Consider the following 20,798-nt stretch of genomic DNA (forward strand, 5'->3'; position numbering starts at 1 on the left):
GCGACGCGTTCGACCCGACCGTCCACGAGGCGCTCTCGCACATCGGCACCGACGCCGAGGTCGAGGTGACGACGTGCAAGGTGGTCGCGAAGGCCGGCTACAAGATCGGTGACCGGGTGGTCCGCGCAGCACAGGTGCTGGTGGTCGACCCCGCTTGATGACAGAGACAGACACGACGAGGAGGGAGGTGCGCGATGAGTGACGACGGGATCCGGTCCGACTGGGCGACCAAGGACTTCTACAAGGAGCTCGGGGTCGCGAAGACCGCGTCGCAGGACGAGATCAAGAAGGCCTACCGCAAGCTCGCGCGCGCCAACCACCCCGACTCGCACCCCGACGACACCGCCAAGCACGACAAGTTCAAGGCGGTGGCCGAGGCGTACGACGTCATCGGTGACGCCGACAAGCGCACCAAGTACGACCAGGCCCGCGAGATGTTCAGCCGTGGCGGGTTCCCCGCCGGGGCCGGCTTCGGCGGTGGTGCTGGCGGCTTCGGCGGTGGCTTCGGCGGCAGCGTCAACGTGGAGGACCTCCTCCGCGACCGTGCGGGTGGCGGCGGTGGTGGCTTCGGCGACCTGTTCGGCGACCTGTTCGGTGGGGGCGGCCGGGCCCGGGCCCGCGCTCCGCGGGCGACCCGCGGCGCCGACCTGGAGACGACCGCGACCATCGGCTTCACCGAGGCGCTCGAGGGTGCCACGGTGTCGCTGCGGGTCAGCTCCGACGGCGCCTGCGCCACCTGCCACGGCACGGGCGGCAAGCCCGGCACGCAGCCGCACGTCTGCCCGACGTGCGACGGCGCCGGTGTCGTCACGGCCTCGGTCGGCGGCGGGTTCTCCATGAACGAGACCTGCCCGACGTGCGGTGGACGCCAGCTCGTCTACGACGACCCGTGCCCCACCTGCCACGGCACCGGCCAGGGTCGGGCCACCCGGACCATCCAGGCCAAGATCCCCGCCGGGGTCAAGGACGGCCAGCGGATCCGGCTGCGCGGCAAGGGCGGCGCGGGCGAGAACGGCGGCCCCGCCGGCGACCTCTACGTCACCGTCAAGGTCACCGGTCACCGCGTGTTCGGTCGCAAGGGGGAGCACCTCACGGTCGACGTACCCGTGTCGTTCGCGGAGCTCGCCCTCGGTGCGGAGATCAAGATCCCCACGCTCGGCGGCGCCCCGGTGACCCTCAAGGTCCCCGCCGGCACCCCCAACGGGCGGACCTTCCGGGTCCGCGGCAAGGGAGCCGCCAAGGCCGACGGCTCGCGGGGCGACCTGCTGGCCACGGTCGAGGTCCAGGTGCCGAGCAACCTCGGTGCCGAGGCCAAGGAGGCCCTGGAGGCGTACGCCGCCGCCACGGCCGACGCCCGGCTCCGGTCGGGACTGTTCGAGGACGCGAGCTGATGGCCGCCCGACCGCCGCAGGGCCCTCCCGGTGAGGAGGAGGCCGTCTACGTCATCAGCGTGGCGGCCCAGCTCAGCGGCCTGCACCCGCAGACGCTGCGGACCTACGAGCGCGTCGGGCTGATCACGCCCGGCCGCACGGGGGGCGGCGGTCGGCGGTACTCCTACCGCGACATCGAGCTGCTGCGCGAGATCGCGCACCTCACCGCGTCCGGCATCGGCATCGAGGGAGTCAAGCGGATCCTCGACCTCGAGAACGCCGTCACGGCCCTGCGGGCGCGCAACGCCGAGCTGACCGCCGAGCTCGAGGCGACCCGCGAGGCGTTGCGCCAGGCGGCGGCCGTGCGGCCCGTCGTACCCCGGAGCAACCTGCCCGCGCTCCCGGCCTCCGCCGTCGGGCAGTCCGTCGTCGTGTGGCGCCGCAACCCCTGACCCGGCGCGAACTGGCTCCTGCATTCCGCCGACCCGGCACAAACTGGCTCGAGTTTTCCGCCGACCCGGCAGAAAGTGGCACGGGTTACGCGCCGATCCGGCAGAAAGTGGCTCCGGACCTGTGGATCCCGGAGCACTTTCTGCCGGGTCGGCGTCTTTTTCGAGCCAGTTTCTGCCGGGTCGGCGGGATTGAGGAGCCAGTTTCTGCCGGGTCAGCGCGGGAAGGTGCCCTGGCGGGCCTCGGCCCAGCAGGAGCGGTCATCGATGCCGTCGGGGGTGGTGTTCGGGGTGCCGTTGGCGTTGAAGCCGGTGTCGTCCTTGAACGCCAGCACCTGGATCTTCAGGTTGGGCAGCGTGATGTTGCCGCTCACCTGGGCCTGCCACAGCTGCCCGTAGACGCCGGTCAGGGCGCCGCGGGTGGCGTCGATGCCGGTGTAGCCCTGGCCGTTGACGTGGCCGCCGTTGCCGGTGGCGCCGTAGGCCTGCGGCCCGGTGGTGCCGGGACCGAAGAAGCCGCCGTCGTACGTCGACGGGACGCCGAACGGGTTGGCGACGTACGGCGCTGCGCCGGGTGCCGTGGTCAGGTCGGTGGTGGCCTGCCCGATCTGGGTGCTGCCCTGCAGGTTGATGCCGGTGCCGCGCAGGGTGGTGACGTCGAAGCCGGCGTCGGCGGCGCCGATCTCCAGCGCGGAGGTGCCGTCGCCCGAGGTCAGCTTGAGCGTGTACTTCACCGGTCCGACCGACTCGGTCTTCGAGACGCACAGCCCGTCCATGCCGGCCTTGGCGAAGCCCGCGCGCAGCAGGTTCTTCCAGGTGCCGTTGCCCAGCCGCACCGGCGCCATGCCGAAGGCCGCGTCGTCGGCGGTGATCCGCGACGACGAGAAGGTCGCGTTGCCGCCCTGGATCACGACCGTGGCGTCGAAGCCGAGCGCCTGCTGCCAGGTCAGCGTCGCCAAGGTGCCGAGCGTCGCCAGCGATGCGCCCGCCACCGCCGCCGCCCGGCCCCACCGGGTTCCGGTCCGCTGCTCCATCAGCCCACCGAGATCGTCGTGTTCGGCAGCTGGATCGAGTTGAGCGGGTTGCCGGACCCGTCGACCGGGACCTGCGTGTACGGGTCGCTCGGGTTCTGCCGGTGCGTGACCAGGTAGTAGAAGTCCAGGTTCACACCGAGCAACGTGTAGTCCGACCCGCCCCCGAGCCACTGGGCCAGACCGCCGGAGAAGTCCTCGGCACTCAGCTCGCAGGTGCCGCCGAATCCGAGGAAGCCGCCGCGCGCCGTGCCGCCGACCAGGCCGCACGCCAGCTGGGTGGCCGTCGGCAGCTGCGCGACCGGCACCGTGAACGAGCTGCTCGCGGTCGCCAGCACCTCGGTCCACACGCCCGTGCCGCCGATGGTGATCGCCTGGTCGGGGTCGATCGTCAGCCGGTACGGCGCAGCCGGCTTCGGCGCGGGCGCGTCGCCGCTGTCGGCGTACAGCTGGATGTCGGTGGTGCCGCCCGCCGGGCACGCGCCGACGGGCGTGTTGTCGTCAACGCAGAACTGCAGTCCGCTGAACGCGACCTGGTAAAGGTCCGTGCGCGAGCCCGCCGCCGCGTAGTAGACGGTGTTGGGGAACTTCCGGCCGTACGCCGTGCGGATCTGCCCGATCCCCGCGTCGGGGTTGGACGTGGCGACGTTGCCCGACTGGAGGTGCCAGCGCACGCCGGCCAGGCACGGGTACATCCGTCCGGCCGCGTTGAAGTCGCCGGAGCCGTTGTCGAGCTGGACGTCCTGGCGGCGCTGCTGCGGGTTGCTGCTGCCCGGCTGGTCGCACGCGAACGGCTGGTAGGCGCTGCTCTGCGCCTGCCCCAGCGCGCGGTCGCCGGTGTGGGGGAGCAGCACGCAGGCCCCCGCGAGCACGAGCACCGCCGCGAGCACGAGCCAGCGCTGCCGCCCGACCGAGGGCGTTCCGGAAGTCGGCCTCACGAGGCAGGGACGGCCCGGCGACGGCCGCCACGCGCCCGCCGCGGAGCCTTCTCGCCCCAGGCCCACACCATCGAGCCGCCGAGGATCCCGAGCACCGAGCCGACGAGGTAGCCGCCGAGGTTCGCCGCCACGAACGCCGCCAGCGCCAGGCCCACCGCCAGCAGCCCCACGAGTCCCCGGTAGTGCGGCGCGAACCACGCCACCAGCCCGAACAGGACCAGCCCGCCGCCGAGGATGTAGCCGGCCGAATAGCTCCACCCGCCGCTGACGGCGAGCAGGAACGAGAAGAACATCGCGCGGATGATCCAGGCCCCGGCGAGGATGCACCACAGCCCGCCCCAGAAGGGACGGGTACGCCGGAAGCCGCGGAACGTCGTCCGCAGGGCGCCGAGCCGGCGTCGTACCTGCGCGGCCATCAGCCGGCCGCCTGGGTCGGGCAGTCGGCCTGCGTCTTGTGGCCGGGCACGACCTTGATCTTGAGGTTCGGCAAGGTGATCGCTCCCTGCAGGTTGATGCCGTACGTGTCGCCGCCGAGGCCGCCGACGTTGAGCCGGTCGACGGTGAGGCCGAAGTCGCCGGCGTCGGGCGGGGTCTGCCCGGCGGGCCAGGCGATGCCGGCGGTGTCGTCGACGGTGTCGGCGCTCTGGCCGAGGTTCATGCCGCTGATCAGGTTGCCGAAGCCGTTGAGCGAGCGGGAGTTCACGAACAGGTTGCTGGCGGTGATGTGGTTGCCGCCGGTCAGCAGGCCGTTCGCGTCGAACGTCAGCGCGTTGCCGGCACCGTCGGTGGTGGTGTTGGTGCCGTTGGCGAACGAGCTCTTCACCGGTACGCCGGCGAGGATCATCAGCGAGACCTCGCCCACCACCGGCACCGTCTCGTACGCGATCGCGCACAGCCCGGCCAGCTTCGCCGAGCGGATGCCGAGCTCGGCGACACCGTTGTCCTGGCCGGACGAGGTGTCGTTGGTCGCGAGGAAGCCGGCGGCCTGCGCGCCCTGGAGGTAGTTCGAGTAGAGCTTGAACTCCTGGTTGGCGGTCGTGAAGTTCACCGCGAGCACGTTGCTGCTCACCAGCTGGAACATGGCCACGAGCGCGACCAGCCCGCCGGCGAGCGGCACCAGCGCTCGCCGGCGGGTGCCGAGACGGGTGCCGGGACGGGCGTCCGCGTCGGTCATCGGGCCGCCTGCTTCGCCGCGCGCTTCTCCGCGCGGGCGGCGTCCTTCTCGGCGAAACGGGTCAGCTGCTTCTCCGAGAACGGCGTCCAGGCGAAGACCAGCCCGGCGCCGGTGATGCCGAGGACCATGCCGATCAGCCAGCCGCCGAGGTTGGCCAGCGGCAGTGAGGCGACGGCGAGCATCATCGCGACCAGCGCGGGGAAGTGGCGCTGCGCGGGCAGCACCAGGGCGATGCCGGCCGCGGCGACCATGCCGCCCGCCAGCAGCAGTGGCGTGATGCTGCGGATGCCGACGGTCGTGTAGAAGGCGAAGGCACCGCCCAGCAGGGGCCGGGCGATGAAGTACGCGCCGAGCGCGAGGGTGAGCGCGCCCCAGAACGGGCGGGTACGGCGGAAGCGGGCGAAGCGCTGGCGCAGTGCGGTGGAGCGGGTCGGGCTGTGCAGGGCGATGTCAGTCATGCGAGGTGGTCCTCTCTGATGGATCGTCGGGGGTGGCCCGCGCTCCGGGTGCGTGCATGGCAAGGCGGCGGAGCGAAGTCGTACCTGGGCGTCCAACGAGCGACGCCAACGCCGCCACGTGCGTGCGCGGGCGCGGGACACACGGCGAGCCGTCGGAGAGGACCACCGCGTTCCCAACGAGACGAGGGGGTGCCCCGCGGGGCGCGCGGCCGCGCGCCCCACGAGGCGATGTGCTGAGTCGACGGCGACCGGGCCCAGCCGGCCGTCGGAGGTCAGGCGCGGATCAGTTGCCGAGCGCGACCGAGAGCGACAGGTTGTCGAGCGCGAGGCTCTGCAGCGTGATCGCGTAGGCCTTGGCGTTGACGTTCGGCAGGTCCGCCGAGGAACTCGTCAGCGCGAAGCCGTCGGCGACGTACCCGCTGTCTGCCGCGGTGTTGGCGAAGCCCGCCTCGGACTGCGCGACACCGATGGTGGTGGTGCCGAGCGTGGCGCCGTTCGGCGTGGTCAGGGTCTTGGCGTTCAGCCCGACCGATCCCAGCGCGATCGTCGTGTCCGTCGAGGCCACCTCGAGGTGGGCCTTGGTGCCGAGCAGCGGGATCGTCACGTCGGGAGTGACGACCTGGATGCCGCTCGCGTTGGTGTTCGCACCGGTCTCCGCGTAGATCGTGGCCTGGTTGCCACCGGCGACGTTGGCCGCGCCGGTGCGCGCTTTGAGTCCGTCGCTGGTGATCCGGTCACTGTTGAGCGTGAAACCGTCGGCCGACGACAGCACGGCGCCGACCATTCCCTGCAGCATCGCGACGCCGAGCCCTGCGGTGAGCAGGGTCGCCGGAACCGTGACGGCTGCGAACCGACCCAGACGGGTACGGCCCATTCCTTCGACCTTCTTCAACTTTCCTCCCAAAGGCACCCGCCGATCCCTCCCGAACCGACGGTGGAACGCTGGCCGCATCCCCATGCCTTCAACTGAGAGGGTCCCGAGCCCACCTCAGTTCGGCCAAGCGTGACGGAGTGTGACACACATCTCCGGTTGTGCGCGACACCCAGTAACAGATTTCTTTTCCAGCCTTTGCCGACCTTCTGCTCGGATCTCCTCGCCCGGTGCCGATGAGCCGGGGATGACGTACGGTTGCGCGCCGTGACCCACCGTGCCGACTCGCGACCCTGGCTGCGCACCGTCCTCGGCATCGCCGCACTGGTCGTCTTCTTCGCCGTGATGCTGGTCGTCATCGCGGCCCTCGCGTTCTCGGTGAAGGTGTCCGGCAGCAGCATGGAGCCGACCCTCTCGACCGGCGACCGGCTGCTGGTCGACCCGTTCGGGAAGGGTGAGATCCACCGCTTCGACATCATTGAGAGCACGCTCGGGGATCGCGAGATCCCTGTCGTGAAGCGGGTGATCGGCATGCCGGGCGACCGGATCAAGGTCCGCGCCGAACAGGATCCGCCGGTCGTCCTCGTGCGACCCCGGGGCGGCGACGCGACGTACGCCGTCGACAACCCGACCTGGGCCGGACGCGTCGGCGCGAAGGTCGCGGCCTGCTGCACCGACGCCGGTACGTCGCTGCCCGCCGGCCGGGGGCCGGCCTGGGTGACCGTGCCCGACGGGTCGTACTGGGTGGTCGGCGACAACTGGGGCGGCTCCGACGACTCGCGCACCTTCGGCTTCGTGCGGGAGGGCCAGGTGAAGGCGCGGATCGTGTTCCGGCTGCAGCCGTTCGGCGAGCTCGGCCGGCTGCCCGACCGGGCCCGGCTGGTCCCCGCGGAGGAGTAGCTCCCCGAAATTTCTGTGACTGAATGTCGCAGGAACCCTCGCCAAGGCCGGTGGTCGTGGTCTAGTGTCCCGGCCCGGGAGAGAGGGACCCGTACGGCGGCACATGGGACGCCGGCACGGGTGGGACGAAGGCAGGACACCCATGTTCTTGGACGATCTCGGCAGCATCGATTTCTGGTCGATCCCCGTGTTCACGGCGGTCATCGGCTGGCTGATCAACTGGTCGGGCCTGTGGATGCTGTTCGCGCCGATCCACTTCCACGGCGTCCGGGTGCCGGGGCTGGCGCGCGTAGCGGGCGCCCTGCCGCGGCGGCTCCAGGAGGTGCCGGGCATCCTGCGCGGCGGCCTCGGCTGGCAGGGCATCGTGCCCGCCCGGGCCGCGAAGATGGGCAGCATCGCCGTCGACAAGGCGATCTCCCGGATCGGCACGCCCCGCGACTTCTACGAGCAGCTGGAGCCGGACGCGATCGCCGTGCACATCGTCGAGACCTTCCGCGAGGAGGTCCCGCTCCTCGTCGACGAGATCATGTGGCGCGAGCACCCGCAGCTGTGGGCCAACCTGCCGCGCGCGATCCGCGCCGGCGTGATCGACCGGGTGCAGGCCCAGCTGCCGGAGGTGGTCGGCCGGGTCACCGGCGAGATCGGCGAGCACATCGACCAGCTGCTCGACCCGAAGGTGATGGTGATCGAGCACTTCGAGCGGCACCCGGAGGTCGTGGTCCGGATCTTCCGTGACTTCGGGGCCCGCGAGCTGCGGATGATGGTGGTCTTCGGCTTCGTGTTCGGCTTCCTGCTGGGCATCCCGGTCGCCGTCCTCGACCACTTGGTGCACCAGGCGTGGCTGCTGCCGGTCCTCGGCGTCGCGGTCGGCTGGGCAACCAACCTGCTCGGGATGTGGCTGATCTTCGAGCCGCCGGAGGCCCGCAGGTTCGGGCCGTTCCGCGTCCAGGGCCTGTTCGCGCGTCGCCAGTGGGAGGCCGCTGACGTGTACGCGCGGCACATCGCCGCCGACGTCATCACCCTCGAGCGGATCGGTGCCCACCTGCTCGACGGCCCTGCCGGTGACCGGACCCGCCAGGTCATCGCCGACGCGCTGCACCCGGCCATCGACCTGGCCCTCGGGCCGTTCGCGCCCGCCGTGCGCGCCGCGGTCGGGCCGCGCCGCTTCGACACGCTCCGCCGCACCGTGGCGCTGGAGGCCGCCGACCTCACCCTGGTCCCGCTGCGCGACGCCGACTTCAGTGCCCGGCAGTCGGTGCGGATCCGCACGCTCGTCGCCGACCGCTGTCGCGAGCTGCCGCCGCGGGACTTCGTGGAGATGATGCGCGCCGCCATCAAGGAGGACGAGTGGCTGCTCTACGCCCACGGCGCGATCATGGGCGCCGCCGGCGGCTTCCTGCACCTGTGGCTGTTCGGGGCCGGCGGGTGAGCCACGACCGCCTGGCCGCCCGCGGCCGTCCCCTGCTCGCCCGCTCCCGCGACGTCGCCGCCCTCCCGGACGAGCACCCCGCCTTCGCGCGGGTCCTCGACCAGCTCGCGCCCGACGAGGCCCGGCTGCTGTGGTTCCTGCACGCCTCCGGGCCCGAGCCCACCGTCGACGTCCACGTCGGCGGCCTCGCCGGCCGGCTCGCGCCGGCGGTGCTGGCCCGTGGTCTGACCATGGTCGGTGCCCGCGCCGGCGTACGACGCCCGGAGCGCCTCCCGCTGCACCTGACCAACCTGCGCCGGCTCGGGCTGGTCGCCGACACGGACGAGCCGGTCGCCGACCTGGCCCGCTACCAGGTGGTCGAGGCCCAGCCCGCCGTGCTCGCCGCCGTCCGCGCCGCGCGCCGGGCGCACGTCGTACGACGGCGCCTGGAGCTGACCCCGTTCGGCCGCGCCTTCGTGCTCGCCTGCCTCGCGGCGGACGCGGGCAGTTCCTGTGACACCGTGACCTGAGATCCCTGTGCCGGTTACCACAACAGGCGTTAACCTCCACCCGTCGGGTCCATCGCCGGTGCATGGGGGCACGGCCGGGAACGACAAGGACGAGAGGTACGCGTGGACGCAGTGCTGGACTGGCTCAGGGACTGGGCCGACCACGTCGACTGGTTCGCCTTCGTGTCGATCCCGTTCTTCACGGGCATCATCGGCTGGCTGATCAACTGGTCCGGCCTGTGGATGCTGTTCAAGCCGATCAACTTCTACGGCTTCCGGGTCCCCGGGCTCAAGGAGGTGGCCGGGATCCTGCCGCGCAAGCTGCAGGAGGTCCCCGGCTGGATGGACGGCGGCTTCGGCTGGCAGGGCATCGTCCCCGCCCGCGCCGCCAAGATGGGCAGCATCGCCGTCGACAAGGTGATCGCCAAGCTCGGCACCCCCGCCGAGTTCTACGCCCAGCTCGAGCCCGACCAGATCGCCGAGCACATCGTCGCGGTCTTCCGTCCCGACCTCCCTGACCTCGTCGACGAGGTCATGATGCGCGAGCACCCGCGGCTGTGGCGCGACCTGCCGCGCCCGGTGCGCCAGGCCGTCATCGACCGCGTCCAGGCCCAGCTGCCCGGGGTCGTCAAGACGATCACCGACGAGATCGGCGTCCACATCAACCAGCTGCTCGACCCGAAGATCATGGTCATCGACCACTTCCGGAAGAACCCCGAGCTGGTGGTCAAGGTCTTCAAGGACGTCGGTCAGCGCGAGCTCAACCTGATGGTCGCCTTCGGCTTCATCTTCGGCTTCCTGCTCGGCGTACCGGTCGCGATCATCGACCAGACCTGGCACATCTGGTGGCTGCTGCCGCTGCTCGGGATCTTCGTCGGCTGGACGACGAACCTGCTCGGCATGTGGCTGATCTTCGACCCGCCGGAGGAGAAGCGGATCCTCGGCATCAAGGTCCAGGGCCTCTTCCTGCGCCGCCAGGACGAGTGCGCCGAGGTGTACGCCCGGATCATCGCCGACGACGTGATCACGCTTGAGCGGATCGGCGACTTCCTCATGGACGGCCCGCGCGGCGACCGCACCCGCCAGATGATCGCCACCGCCATGCGTCCCGCGATCGACAAGGCCGCCGGCCCGCTGCGCGGCGCGGTCAACGTCGCGATGGGCGGCCGGCGCTACGACAGCATCAAGGACTCCTTCGCCCAGGAGGCGGTCGGCCGCACCATCACGCCGTTCCGGGACCCCGGCTTCAGCAAGCAGCAGTCGGAGAAGATCCAGGTGCTCATCGCCCGGCGTACCAAGGAGCTGCCGCCCAAGGACTTCGTCGAGATGATGCGCTCGGCGATCAAGGAGGACGAGTGGATGCTCTACGCCCACGGCGCGATCATGGGTGCCGCCGGCGGGTTCATCCACCTCGGGATCTTCAATTGGGGCTGGATCCCCGGCTTCCCCCCTGCATGACCGGAAGGCTGAGATGACTGACGAACTCGACCAGGACGGCCTGCCGCGCCTGCCCGCGCTGACCGGGCCCGCGGTGGCGGAGTCGCTGCCGGGCCTGGCCCGCGTCGCCGGGTCGGCCGCGCTGCACACCGCCGGTTGGGGCCTGCGCACCACCACCCGCAACTGGATGCGGGTCGGCCGCGCGGTCACCAGCAAGGACGAGGCGGCGTCGCTGATCCGCGACGTCGGTTCGTACGTCGGCGCGCTCGGCGAGGTCGCCAAGCAGGTGTCCGGCGGAGTGCCCGTCGCCACCGCCCTGATGCGCGCGGGCGAGTCGCTGGGCGGCAGCTCCGACCGCCCTCGTGAGGTGGTCGCGACGCCGTTCGTCGACGGCCAGGTGATCGCGTCGCGCCCGCAGTCCCTGCGCGACCGCGGCAAGGACCTGCTCGAGCGCTCCCGCGACGTGTGGAGCACCGACGACCGGCACCCGGCGTTCGACCGCATCCTCGACGAGCTCGCGCCCGACGAGGCCCGGATCCTGGTCATGCTGCTGAGCAAGGGGCCGCAGCCCTCGGTCGACGTCCGCACCGGCGGGCCGATCGGCATGGTCAGCAGCCAGCTGGTCGCCCCGGGCCTCAACATGGTCGGACCGCGCGCCGGCCTGCGCTACCTCGAGCAGGTGCCGTCGTACCTCAACAACCTGTTCCGCCTGGGCCTGGTCTGGTTCTCGCGGGAGCCCGTCCACGACCACATGGAGTACCAGGTGCTCGAGGCGCAGCCCGACGTGCTCGCCGCGCTGCACTCGGTGAAGTTCGCCAAGGTCGTGCGGCGCAGCATCCACCTCACCCCGTTCGGTGAGGAGTTCTGCAAGCTGGCGCTGGTCGACGCGGACGTCGCCTCCAGCGCGGACCTGCCCGAGCACGAGGCGCCGCCGGAGATCGACGGGGCCTGAGTCCACCGGCTCGGGAGTGGGGTCGGCCGTGCGGGCGCCTCCGGCGCCTCCCGTCCCACCCCTCCGCGGCTCGGAGCGAGGGCCCCGCCGTCGGCGCCACCGCCGTCCGCAAAGGGCACGCCGCCCCCGCGCCGACGGCACCCCGACTTCGCCGCGGAGGGGTGGGCCGTCCGGCACCTGCGGCGCCCGCACGGCTAACCGCTTGGCCGAACCGGTGGAATCAGGCTCGGCTGCCGACCCCGGTCCCGGTCAGCGGATGATCCGGCCGCCCGCCTTCTGCCACCACGACGCGGCCGCGCGGACCGGGGCCGGGAGCGTCGGGTCGTTGGCGAGCTCGGCCAGCTCGGGCTGCTGGGACATCCCGGCCGCGAACATCGCCTCGTAGCCCACCTGGTCCGGGCGCCGGACCAGCCCGTGCAGCAGCTCGCGCTCCAGCGGGACGCCGGCGAAGCCGCAGATGCTGAGGCCGGCGCCGCGCAGGACCGGGTCGTCGGAGGCCAGCCACGGCGCCGGATCGGCAGAGTCGAACGGGATCATCAGGTTGGCGAAGGCGAAGGCCGCGCCGTGGCGGGTGGTCTCGTCGGGTCCCTCCAGTGCGGAGCGGCAGATCGCCTCGCGGACGCGGTCGGCGTAGGGCGAGGCGACGAGGAGGAAGGACGACGTCGTCACGTGCGTCGCCCGGAAGTCGTAGAGCACCTCGAACAGCAGCCGGGCCAGCATCGCCTCGCCCGCATGGCCGTCGGCGACCTCGGCGGCCAGCGCGGCGGCGTACGTGTAGTGGTGGTTGCGGCGGGTCCGGGTCCAGGCGGCGGCGCGGCGCGGCTCGACGAGCGGTTCGGTGAGCGTGCTGCGGACAGCCGCGCGGAACTCCGGAGGGCAGCCGGCCAGGGTCGCGCTGAGGATGGGCTGGCGCAGCGGGTCGCCGACGGCGGCGTCGCACGCGGCCGCGTACACCGGGACCAGGGGGAGCCAGTCCGAGCGGCGCAGACCGCCGACGCTGCGCATGTTCTGGATGCCGAGGCACCCGGCCCGCGCGATCAGCCACGACTCGTCGGAGAGCAGCTCGCCGCACCAGGTGACCAGGTCGGGGGTGGGGAGCTCGGTGATCGCGCTGAGCAGGTCGGCGGGGCGCTGCATGCCCGGCAGGTCGACCGCCTCGCGGATCGCCTGGCCGACGACGTTGGCGTACGGGCTGCAGCGCAGCTTGCTCAACGCCTCGTAGCGCAGCTGGTAGGCCAGGCCCGCGGCGCGACCCACCTCGTCGGTGAGGCGTACGACGAGCGGCCGGATCGTGTGCGCCGGCATCCCGAACGACGTGAGCACGTGGTACTCGGCGAAGCGCAGCCAGTCCTGCGCGTTCGGGTCGGGGGACTGCACGGTGTCGACCGCCTTCGTGAACCCCGCCAGCGTGGGCTCGGGGATCCAGGGGTCGGTGTCCACGGGGGCGTAGGCGAAGGTCCGGCACAGCACGTCGATCGGCGCGCGCAGGTGCCCGTGGGGCAGCCCGAGGGCCCGCTCGTAGGCCGCCGCCACCGAGCCGCTGCGCCGCCCCGTGGTCTCGACCCGGGACAACGTGGCGGGGGAGAGGCCGCCGCCGCTGCGCGCCGCGAACTCCCGCAGTGGCACCCCGGCGGAGACCCGGCTGGCCCGCAGCAACCAGCCGATCCGCGCGGCGACGTCGATCCGCGCCCCGGCCAGCGGGGAGGGGTCGTCGATCTCATCGGTGTGCCGAGCCACCTCGACATCGTGCCTGCGCCGCCGTCCTTCTGCTGCGTTTCACGACGAGTCGGGACCGAAACAATCGCTTTCGAGGACACCAGCCGTGCCACGTTGTACGTGGCGCGGTCGGCCCAGTGGCCAGCGCGATGTGGGGTCGCGTTCCTGCTCCGGGGACCAGGAGGACGGCCCGGGCCGACCGCGACGACCCGCCGTGACTCGTGGCGGGTGGATGAGCCCGAGACCAGTCCACCCGCCACGTTGCGCTCACTCGATGTAGCGGCCCCCGCGGTGGGGCGGCGGCGGGTGGTGCACCTCGTCGCCGGGCTGGTGGTGGTGGCCGTCCGTCGTGTCCCAGGGCGTGTACTCGTCCTGGTCCTTGATCGTCTTCTGCAGGCCGTCGAGCGCCGACTGGGAGGCGGCGTCCTGGTTGTTCAGGTCCCGTACGCCGAGCTCCAGGTTGTCGGCAGCGTTGGTGACGTCCTGCTTGAGGAGTCCGACCAGCTCGATGAGGAGCTGGAGGGAGCTGTCGTAGGCGGCGAGTGCGCCGAAGTCGCCGCTCGTGGGGAGTCCGAGGCACACGAAGCCGTCGTGGGGGTACTCGGCCTTCGCGAGCTGGGCGTTGGCCTTGCCGAGGCTGGATGCGACGTTCGGCAGGACGCTGGTCCAGATGCGGCTGACCTTGGTGAGGTCGAACGAGATGCCCGCGCTGAGCTGGGAACCGTCGGTGATGGACAGCTCGCCCTCGTGCTCCTTCGTCGCCGGGTCGTCGATCTGGTACTTGGCCTTCGTGTTCGGGCCCGTCGAGCCGATGTCCGCGACGGCTGTGCAGTCGTCGCGAATCGCAGCGAGCTCGGTGTCGATGGCGCTCACCAGGTCCGCCTTGCCCTTCTCGACGGTGCTCATGATCGACTCGTACTCGGTCTTGGGCTCGGGGACCGGAGTCTTCGTGACCTCCGCACCGATGCTGACGGCGACGGACGCGAGCCCGAGGGCGGCACTCGCCCCGCCACTGATGAACGCCGATCCTCCGGCGACCGCCCAGCCGGCGATCTTGAAGAAGGTCTCCCAGCTCGCGCTGCTGGCCGTCCGGGCGGCGTTCAGCTTGGCGAGGCTGTTCTCGAAGAGCAGCACGGCGGTGCACTTCTGCTCGGCCCACACGGCGACCTCCGCGCAGGCCGACCCGCCCACCTTGATCAGCAGTGCGTCGATGTTGCCGGTGACGTCGTCGAGCTTGAACAGGAAGTCCTTGCGGAACGCGTCGAAGAGTCCGCCCGACACGTGGTGCTCGCTGACGATGGCCTCGAGGTCCTCGAACTCGACGTTGATCGTGCCGGTGCCCTCCGAGTTCCCGTCGACGACCGTTCCCTTGGCCGCGATGATCGCGTGCGCCTCGGCCAGCGCGTTGACGGCCTGCGTCGCGTTCGCCTGGTCGGTGTTGGACGACAGCCAGCGGTCCCAGATCTCGTCGCAGCGGGCCCGCACGGCGTCGAACGACGCGGTGTAGTCGTCCTCGCCGGTCTGGGGGAGGTCGTTGGACCACCCGCCCTTGCCGCCGCCCTCGCCGTCGGGGCCCGGCCGGTCGGCCCAGTAGTAGGACGTCGTGGAGTTCTGGGTGTACTGCGTCTCCTCGACCGTCCAGCCGCCCGCCTTCATCATGGCGTCGATGGCTGCGCGTTTGTATTCGCCCAGACGGGCATGGAGGCCGGGAAATCTGGCGAGCACTGCTGAATCGACCACGACGGGACCTTGCTTTCCGAGATGGCGCACGGCCTGGCCGGGCGCCAGAGATGTCAGGGGGACACCTCCCGCCTACCACGTCGGGCGCTGGGCAAACGGACCTCGTGTGACGGGGGACACCCGATCGATTGCAAAGTTGAGTGGAACAGACTCAACTTTCGGGACGTTTGACCTGATGACCGGCCGGAGCATTCCGGCCAAGATGAACCCAGACCACTCTCGAGGAGCACTGCATGAGCCAATTCGGGGCCGACAAGTTCACCACGCGCAGCCGCGAGGCGATCGAGGCCGCCCAGCTCGCCGCGACCACGGCGGGCAACACCAGCGTCGAGCCGATCCACCTGCTCGTCGCCCTGCTGCTGCAGGAGGACGGGACCGCTGCCCACCTCGTCGCCAAGGCGGGCGTCGACGTGTCGGCGCTGGTCCACGCCGCCTCCGCGGCTCGCGACGGGCTGCCGCGGGCCAGCGGGGCCACCGTCCAGCAGCCGGCCGGATCGGCCGCGCTGACCCGGGTCCTGGCATCCGCGCTGGACCTGGCCCGGTCGATGAAGGACGAGTACGTCGCGACCGAGCACCTGCTCATCGCGCTCGCCACCGTCGAGTCCTCGGCCCAGCAGGTGCTGGGCGACGCGGGCCTGACCGCCGACGCGCTGCGCGAGTCGCTGACCGCCGTCCGCGGCAACCGCCGCGTGACGTCGCAGGACGCCGAGGCGACCTACGAGGCGCTGGAGAAGTACTCCGTGGACCTCACCGCCGCCGCCGAGGAGGGCAAGCTGGACCCGGTCATCGGCCGGGACCAGGAGATCCGGCGCGTGGTGCAGGTGCTGAGCCGACGTACCAAGAACAACCCCGTGCTCATCGGTGAGCCCGGCGTCGGCAAGACCGCCGTCGTCGAGGGCCTCGCCCAGCGCGTGGTCGCGGGCGACGTCCCCGACTCCCTCAAGGGCAAGCGGGTGCTCTCGCTGGACCTGATGGGCATGGTCGCGGGCGCGAAGTACCGCGGCGAGTTCGAGGAGCGGCTCAAGGCGGTCCTCGACGAGATCAGGCAGTCCGAGGGCCAGGTCATCACCTTCATCGACGAGCTGCACACCGTCGTCGGCGCGGGCGCCGGCGGCGACAGCCAGATGGACGCCGGCAACATGCTCAAGCCGATGCTGGCCCGTGGCGAGCTGCACATGATCGGCGCCACCACGCTCGACGAGTACCGCGAGTCGATCGAGAAGGACCCGGCGCTGGAGCGCCGGTTCCAGCAGGTCTTCGTCGGTGAGCCCTCCGTCGAGGACACCATCCAGATCCTGCGCGGCATCCAGGAGAAGTACGAGGCCCACCACGGCGTCCGGATCACCGACGCCGCGCTGGTCGCCGCCGCGACCCTGTCCGACCGCTACATCTCCGGCCGCCAGCTCCCCGACAAGGCGATCGACCTCGTCGACGAGGCCGCGTCCCGGCTGCGGATGGAGATCGAGTCCTCCCCGGAGGAGATCGACCAGCTCCGCCGCCAGGTCGACCGGCTCAAGATGGAGGAGTTCGCGCTCGCCAAGGAGTCCGACGACGCCTCGCGCGAGCGGCTCGAGGTGCTTCGCGCCGACCTCGCCGACAAGGAGGAGGAGCTGCGCGGGCTCGAGGCCCGCTGGGAGCGGGAGAAGTCCGAGCTCGAGGGCGAGGGCGCGCTGCGCCGGCAGCTCGACCAGCTGCGCAGCGAGGCCGAGCGGCTGCAGCGCGAGGGCGACCTGGGTGGTGCCAGCGCGATCCTCTACGGCCAGATCCCCGCGCTGGAGCAGCAGATCAAGGCGGTCGAGGCGGCCGAGGACACGCTCGACGCCAGCGAGAAGCTCGTGGGCGAGGAGGTCGGCGCGACCCAGGTCGCCGAGGTCGTGGAGGCCTGGACCGGCATCCCCACCGGACGCCTGCTGCAGGGCGAGACCGCCAAGCTGCTCGACATGGAGCAGGTGATCGGCGCCCGCCTGATCGGCCAGGCCGACGCAGTGCGTGCCGTCAGCGACGCCGTACGCCGGGCGCGGGCCGGGATCTCGGATCCCAACCGGCCCACTGGCTCGTTCCTGTTCCTCGGACCCACTGGTGTCGGCAAGACCGAGCTCGCCAAGTCGCTCGCGGACTTCCTGTTCGACGACGACCGGGCGATCGTGCGCATCGACATGAGCGAGTACGCGGAGAAGCACTCCGTCGCGCGCCTGGTCGGTGCCCCTCCGGGCTACGTCGGCTACGACGAGGGCGGCCAGCTCACCGAGGCGGTGCGCCGGCGTCCGTACTCCGTCGTCCTCCTCGACGAGGTCGAGAAGGCCCACCCCGAGGTCTTCGACATCCTGCTGCAGGTGCTCGACGACGGTCGCCTGACCGACGGTCAGGGCCGCACGGTCGACTTCCGCAACACGATCCTGATCCTCACCTCCAACCTGGGCTCGCAGTTCCTGGTCGACACCTCGCTGTCGCCGGAGGCCCAGCGGGACGCGGTGATGGGCGTGGTGCGGGCCTCGTTCAAGCCGGAGTTCCTCAACCGGCTCGACGAGATCGTCACCTTCGACGCGCTGTCCCGCGAGGATCTCGCCGAGATCGTGGAGCTGCTGCTGCGCTCGCTGGAGGGGCGGCTCTCCGCCCGCCGGATCACGCTGTCGGTCACGCCCGAGGCGCGTGCCTGGCTGGCCGAGACCGGCTACGACCCGGCGTACGGCGCCCGTCCGCTGCGCCGCCTGATCCAGACCGCCATCGGCGACCCGCTCGCCCGGCTGCTCATCGGTGGCGAGGTCACCGACGGTGGCTCGGTCACGGTCGACCGGGGTGAGGACGGGTTGGTGCTTGCTGGCTGAGCTCGGTCAGTCGTGAAGGGTGTGTCGGGATACCCGCTTCAGCGGGTATCCCGACGCCTCCTGACTGTTGCAACGGGCAGGATGCGCAAGAACACGTCAGGAAGTACGCCGTGTGGCCCGGTCTGGTGGAATGGAGCCATGAGCGAGGAGCAACCCCGGCCGGGCCAGGCGACGCTGGCGGGCGCGCTGATCATCGGCGGGTCGGTGTTCGTCGTCCTCGCCGCGTGGCAACGGATCTCCACCCTCCACACCCTGGCGGTGCAGGAGGAGCTGCAGAAGGTCCTCACCGAGCCGATGACCGCCGACCTCGGCCTCGACGCCGACGGGCTGGCCACGATGATCCGGGTGCTCTGCATGATCGGCGCGGGCGCGGCGACGGCGTCGGCGATCCTGGGCGTCCAGGTCTTCAAGCGCTCGGCGAGCGCCCGGATCGCGCTGACCGCGCTCTCGCCGCTGCTGTTCGTCGGCGGCCTGGCCACCGCGGGCTTCCTGGCGCCGATGGTGCTCGCGGGGATCGTGCTGCTGTGGCTGCAGCCCACCCGGGACTGGTACGCCGGCCGGCCCTGGGTCCAGCGCCTCGAGGAGCGCCAGGCCGCGCGGCTCGGCGCGAACCGGTCCGCGACGCGCCCCGTCCCGCCGTCCCGGTTCGACCAGCCGGGCCAGCCCGGCCAGCCCGGCCAGTCCGGGCACCAGCCCGGCCACCTGCCCGGACCCGTGGCCGGCCCCGTCACGGGGGTCGCCCCGCCGGCTCGCGGTCCCGTGGTCGGCGCCCGGCCGCCGGCCCTGGTCGCGGCGTGCGCGATCACCTGTGTCGTCGCGGTCACGATCGTGCTGCTCGTTGCCGGGATGGTCGCCTACGTGTCGGCCAACAGTGAGAAGCTGTTCGCCGAGGTGATGAAGGACCAGCCGTCCTGGATCGACCGCTCGCAGGTCACCGAGCAGGACCTGGTGGCCGGCATCTACGTCCTCCTGGCCGGCGTCACCGCATGCGCGCTGGGGGCGATCGTGCTCGCCGCGCTCGCGTTCATCGGCCAGAACTGGGCCCGGATCGTGCTGGCCGTCGGCGCCGCGAGCGGCGCCGCGGTGTCGCTCTTCCTCGCGCTCGGCGCCTGGCCGCTGGTCATCCTCGTCGCCGCGCTCGCCGGGACCACCAGCCTGCTGCTGCGGCCCGAGGTCGCACGCTGGTACGCCGGGCGCTGAGCCCGCCCAGCGCGGAGATCAGGCCCGCAGGTCGGCCGCGCCGAGCCGGCGTACCGCCTCGGCGATGACCTCGGGCTTCTTGCAGAACGCCCACCGGACCAGGTGCCGGCCGCTGCCGGGCGCGTCCGGGTCGTCGTAGAAGACCTCCGACGGGATCGCGACGACGCCGGCCCGCTCGGGCAGCGCACGGCAGAAGTCGCCGCCGCTGGTCCAGCCGAGCGCGCTCACGTCGGTGGTCGCGAAGTAGGTCCCCTCGGGCACGTACGTCGTCAGCCCGGCCGCCCGCAGCCCGGCGACCAGCTGGTCGCGCTGGGCCTGCAGGTCGCGGGCGAGGCCGGTCGGGAAGTCGTCCCCGGCGTCGAGGGCCGCGGCCACGGCCGGTTGCAGCGGCGCGCCCGATGTGAAGGTGAGCCACTGCTTCGCGGCGGTCACCGCCCCGACCAGCTCGGCCGGTCCGGTCGCCCAGCCGACCTTCCACCCGGTCACCGACCAGGACTTCCCGGCGCTGGAGAGAGTGAGGGTGCGCACGGCCAGGCCCGGCAGCGTCGAGATCGGCACGTGCGGGCGGCCGTCGAAGGTCAGGTGCTCGTAGACCTCGTCGGTCACGACCAGCACGTCGTGGGCGATCGCGACCCGGGCGACGGCGGCCAGCTCGTCGGCGTCGAGAACCCGGCCGGTGGGGTTGTGCGGGGTGTTGAGCAGGATCAGCTTGGTCCGCTCGCTCACCGCGGCCTCGAGCTCGGCCGGGTCGAGCCGGAAGTCCGGAGCGCGCAGGGTGACCGGTCGTCGTACGCCGCCGGCGAAGTCGATCATCGCCGTGTAGGAGTCGTAGTAGGGCTCGAGCACGACCACCTCGTCGCCCGGGTCGACCAGCCCGAGCAGGGCGCCCGCGATTGCCTCGGTGCAGCCGGTGGTCACCACGACCTGGCGGTCCGGGTCGAGCTCGATGCCGTAGCGGCGCTGCTGGTGGCGGGCGATCGCCTGGCGCAGCGCGGGGACGCCGGGGCCGGGTGCGTACTGGTTCGCGCCACCGCGCAGGGCCGCGACCGCCGCGTCGAGGATGACCGGGGGACCGTCGGTGTCGGGGAATCCCTGGCCGAGGTTGACCGAGCCGGTCCGGACGGCGAGGGCGGACATCTCGGCGAAGATGGTCGTACCCATCCCGGCGACGCGTCGGGCAGCAGCAGGCATGGGGACGACGATAGATAACCTACGGGCGTGACGACCACGGACACCGCCCTCGCCGCCGACATCGACGCCACCTGCCGCCTCACCGGCGAGTTCGTGCTGCGGTCGGGCCAGGTCAGCAACGAGTACTTCGACAAGTACCTCTTCGAGGCGGACCCGCTCCTCCTCGCCCGCGTCGCGCGCGAGGTCGCCCAGCTGCTGCCGGCCGACGCCGAGCTGCTCGGCGGCCTGGAGATGGGCGGCATCCCGATCGCGACCGCGGTCAGCCAGCTGGTCGGCCTGCCGGTCGTGTTCGTCCGCAAGAAGGCCAAGGAGTACGGCACTGCGAAGCTCGCCGAGGGTCCGTCGTACGACGGCCGCAAGGTCGTGCTGATCGAGGACGTCATCACCACCGGTGGTGCGGTCCGCGACGCGACGAACGCCCTGCGCGCGGGCGGCGCGGTCGTCGAGACGGTCGTGTGCGCGATCGACCGCAGCCCGGCCGGCGAGAACCCGCTCGCCGACGTCGAGCTCGAGGTCCGCGCCGTGCTGACCAAGGCCGAGCTGGACGAGGCGCGCGCAGCCGCTCTTTGATCTTGGCCGTCGCTCCGCTCCGGCATGTCGGGCGCCCTTCGGGCGCGTGATCTTCCCTC

At 71.8% G+C, this 20,798-nt stretch carries 20 protein-coding genes; 11 read left to right on the plus strand and 9 right to left on the minus strand.

The features are described from left to right. From grpE to ACZYRU_RS03285, 3 genes are all read left to right on the plus strand, one after another. A partial coding sequence (gene grpE / locus ACZYRU_RS03275; protein ID WP_488956240.1) for a nucleotide exchange factor GrpE occupies nt 1-158 on the plus strand: 158 nt, incomplete at its 5' end. Between the two features lie 36 nt (nt 159-194). Beyond that, the gene (gene dnaJ, locus ACZYRU_RS03280; protein ID WP_488955646.1) at nt 195-1,391 is read left to right on the plus strand and encodes a molecular chaperone DnaJ; all 1,197 of its coding nucleotides are present in this window, start codon (nt 195-197) and stop codon (nt 1,389-1,391) included. Continuing rightward, on the plus strand, nt 1,391-1,822 hold the full coding sequence (locus ACZYRU_RS03285; RefSeq protein WP_488955647.1) for a heat shock protein transcriptional repressor HspR: 432 nt from the start codon (nt 1,391-1,393) through the stop codon (nt 1,820-1,822). Before dnaJ ends, ACZYRU_RS03285 begins: the two co-directional genes overlap by 1 nt. A 212-nt stretch (nt 1,823-2,034) precedes the next feature. On the opposite strand, the gene ACZYRU_RS03290 is transcribed toward ACZYRU_RS03285, so the two are convergent. The 6 genes from ACZYRU_RS03290 to ACZYRU_RS03315 all read right to left on the minus strand — a co-directional run bounded on the left by ACZYRU_RS03290 (nt 2,035) and on the right by ACZYRU_RS03315 (nt 6,294). Continuing rightward, nucleotides 2,035-2,853: a DUF6230 family protein gene (locus ACZYRU_RS03290; RefSeq protein ID WP_488955648.1), complete on the minus strand. Its 819-nt coding sequence runs from the start codon at nt 2,851-2,853 to the stop codon at nt 2,035-2,037. Then, nucleotides 2,853-3,788, minus strand: a complete 936-nt coding sequence (locus tag ACZYRU_RS03295) for a hypothetical protein (protein ID WP_488955649.1) — start codon at nt 3,786-3,788, stop codon at nt 2,853-2,855. The genes ACZYRU_RS03290 and ACZYRU_RS03295 overlap by 1 nt, the downstream gene beginning before the upstream one ends. Then, nucleotides 3,785-4,204: a DUF6114 domain-containing protein gene (locus tag ACZYRU_RS03300; protein ID WP_488955650.1), complete on the minus strand. Its 420-nt coding sequence runs from the start codon at nt 4,202-4,204 to the stop codon at nt 3,785-3,787. Before ACZYRU_RS03300 ends, ACZYRU_RS03295 begins: the two co-directional genes overlap by 4 nt. Further along, entirely contained in the window at nt 4,204-4,962 is a 759-nt protein-coding gene (locus ACZYRU_RS03305) for a DUF6230 family protein (RefSeq protein WP_488955651.1), read from the minus strand. The genes ACZYRU_RS03300 and ACZYRU_RS03305 overlap by 1 nt, the downstream gene beginning before the upstream one ends. Further along, the gene (locus ACZYRU_RS03310) at nt 4,959-5,420 is read right to left on the minus strand and encodes a DUF6114 domain-containing protein (protein WP_488955652.1); all 462 of its coding nucleotides are present in this window, start codon (nt 5,418-5,420) and stop codon (nt 4,959-4,961) included. The genes ACZYRU_RS03305 and ACZYRU_RS03310 overlap by 4 nt, the downstream gene beginning before the upstream one ends. A 283-nt stretch (nt 5,421-5,703) precedes the next feature. Next, nucleotides 5,704-6,294: a DUF6230 family protein gene (locus tag ACZYRU_RS03315; RefSeq protein WP_488955653.1), complete on the minus strand. Its 591-nt coding sequence runs from the start codon at nt 6,292-6,294 to the stop codon at nt 5,704-5,706. A gap of 264 nt (nt 6,295-6,558) precedes the next feature. Between ACZYRU_RS03315 and lepB the strand changes: the two genes are divergently transcribed. The 5 genes from lepB (at nt 6,559) to ACZYRU_RS03340 (ending at nt 11,497) form a co-directional block, all read left to right on the plus strand. After that, the gene (gene lepB, locus ACZYRU_RS03320; protein WP_488955654.1) at nt 6,559-7,191 is read left to right on the plus strand and encodes a signal peptidase I; all 633 of its coding nucleotides are present in this window, start codon (nt 6,559-6,561) and stop codon (nt 7,189-7,191) included. A 142-nt stretch (nt 7,192-7,333) separates the two neighbouring features. Continuing rightward, on the plus strand, nt 7,334-8,620 hold the full coding sequence (locus ACZYRU_RS03325; protein ID WP_488955655.1) for a hypothetical protein: 1,287 nt from the start codon (nt 7,334-7,336) through the stop codon (nt 8,618-8,620). Further along, nucleotides 8,617-9,129: an Abi-alpha family protein gene (locus ACZYRU_RS03330; protein WP_488955656.1), complete on the plus strand. Its 513-nt coding sequence runs from the start codon at nt 8,617-8,619 to the stop codon at nt 9,127-9,129. The genes ACZYRU_RS03325 and ACZYRU_RS03330 overlap by 4 nt, the downstream gene beginning before the upstream one ends. Nucleotides 9,130-9,231: 102 nt before the next feature. Next, nucleotides 9,232-10,566, plus strand: coding sequence for a hypothetical protein (locus ACZYRU_RS03335; RefSeq protein WP_488955657.1), 1,335 nt, complete (start codon nt 9,232-9,234; stop codon nt 10,564-10,566). A 13-nt stretch (nt 10,567-10,579) separates the two neighbouring features. Next, the gene (locus tag ACZYRU_RS03340; RefSeq protein WP_488955658.1) at nt 10,580-11,497 is read left to right on the plus strand and encodes an Abi-alpha family protein; all 918 of its coding nucleotides are present in this window, start codon (nt 10,580-10,582) and stop codon (nt 11,495-11,497) included. Between the two features lie 249 nt (nt 11,498-11,746). Here the strand turns inward: ACZYRU_RS03340 and ACZYRU_RS03345 are convergent, their stop codons facing one another. Together ACZYRU_RS03345 and ACZYRU_RS03350 are read right to left on the minus strand one after the other, a co-directional pair. Continuing rightward, nucleotides 11,747-13,234, minus strand: a complete 1,488-nt coding sequence (locus ACZYRU_RS03345) for a helix-turn-helix domain-containing protein (protein ID WP_488955659.1) — start codon at nt 13,232-13,234, stop codon at nt 11,747-11,749. 246 nt (nt 13,235-13,480) lie between these two features. Further along, a complete protein-coding gene (locus ACZYRU_RS03350; RefSeq protein WP_488955660.1) occupies nt 13,481-14,872 on the minus strand; it encodes a hypothetical protein in 1,392 nt (463 codons plus the stop codon). Nucleotides 14,873-15,186: 314 nt separating this feature from the next. Between ACZYRU_RS03350 and clpB the strand changes: the two genes are divergently transcribed. After that, complete coding sequence (gene clpB, locus ACZYRU_RS03355) at nt 15,187-17,778, plus strand: ATP-dependent chaperone ClpB (RefSeq protein WP_488955661.1); 2,592 nt, start codon at nt 15,187-15,189, stop codon at nt 17,776-17,778. Nucleotides 17,779-17,916: 138 nt separating this feature from the next. Beyond that, nucleotides 17,917-18,978: a hypothetical protein gene (locus ACZYRU_RS03360; protein WP_488955662.1), complete on the plus strand. Its 1,062-nt coding sequence runs from the start codon at nt 17,917-17,919 to the stop codon at nt 18,976-18,978. A gap of 18 nt (nt 18,979-18,996) precedes the next feature. Here ACZYRU_RS03360 and ACZYRU_RS03365 read toward each other — a convergent pair whose 3' ends face one another. Next, nucleotides 18,997-20,169, minus strand: a complete 1,173-nt coding sequence (locus ACZYRU_RS03365; protein WP_488955663.1) for a pyridoxal phosphate-dependent aminotransferase — start codon at nt 20,167-20,169, stop codon at nt 18,997-18,999. Between the two features lie 27 nt (nt 20,170-20,196). On the opposite strand from ACZYRU_RS03365, the gene pyrE reads away from it, so the two are divergent. Further along, nucleotides 20,197-20,739, plus strand: coding sequence for an orotate phosphoribosyltransferase (gene pyrE, locus ACZYRU_RS03370; RefSeq protein WP_488955664.1), 543 nt, complete (start codon nt 20,197-20,199; stop codon nt 20,737-20,739). Nucleotides 20,740-20,798 lie beyond the last annotated feature (59 nt).

Source organism: Nocardioides sp. F233, assembly GCF_057813895.1.

Bases quoted from the DNA above. Each gene is read 5' to 3' on its own strand.
- dnaJ (WP_488955646.1), top strand. From the start codon at position 195: ATGAGTGACGACGGGATCCGGTCCGACTGGGCGACCAAGGACTTCTAC.
- ACZYRU_RS03285 (WP_488955647.1), top strand. From the start codon at position 1,391: ATGGCCGCCCGACCGCCGCAGGGCCCTCCCGGTGAGGAGGAGGCCGTC.
- ACZYRU_RS03290 (WP_488955648.1), bottom strand. From the start codon at position 2,853: ATGGAGCAGCGGACCGGAACCCGGTGGGGCCGGGCGGCGGCGGTGGCG.
- ACZYRU_RS03300 (WP_488955650.1), bottom strand. From the start codon at position 4,204: ATGGCCGCGCAGGTACGACGCCGGCTCGGCGCCCTGCGGACGACGTTC.
- ACZYRU_RS03305 (WP_488955651.1), bottom strand. From the start codon at position 4,962: ATGACCGACGCGGACGCCCGTCCCGGCACCCGTCTCGGCACCCGCCGG.
- ACZYRU_RS03310 (WP_488955652.1), bottom strand. From the start codon at position 5,420: ATGACTGACATCGCCCTGCACAGCCCGACCCGCTCCACCGCACTGCGC.
- ACZYRU_RS03315 (WP_488955653.1), bottom strand. From the start codon at position 6,294: ATGGGCCGTACCCGTCTGGGTCGGTTCGCAGCCGTCACGGTTCCGGCG.
- ACZYRU_RS03325 (WP_488955655.1), top strand. From the start codon at position 7,334: ATGTTCTTGGACGATCTCGGCAGCATCGATTTCTGGTCGATCCCCGTG.
- ACZYRU_RS03340 (WP_488955658.1), top strand. From the start codon at position 10,580: ATGACTGACGAACTCGACCAGGACGGCCTGCCGCGCCTGCCCGCGCTG.
- ACZYRU_RS03350 (WP_488955660.1), bottom strand. From the start codon at position 14,872: ATGATGAAGGCGGGCGGCTGGACGGTCGAGGAGACGCAGTACACCCAG.
- clpB (WP_488955661.1), top strand. From the start codon at position 15,187: ATGAGCCAATTCGGGGCCGACAAGTTCACCACGCGCAGCCGCGAGGCG.
- ACZYRU_RS03360 (WP_488955662.1), top strand. From the start codon at position 17,917: ATGAGCGAGGAGCAACCCCGGCCGGGCCAGGCGACGCTGGCGGGCGCG.
- ACZYRU_RS03365 (WP_488955663.1), bottom strand. From the start codon at position 20,169: ATGCCTGCTGCTGCCCGACGCGTCGCCGGGATGGGTACGACCATCTTC.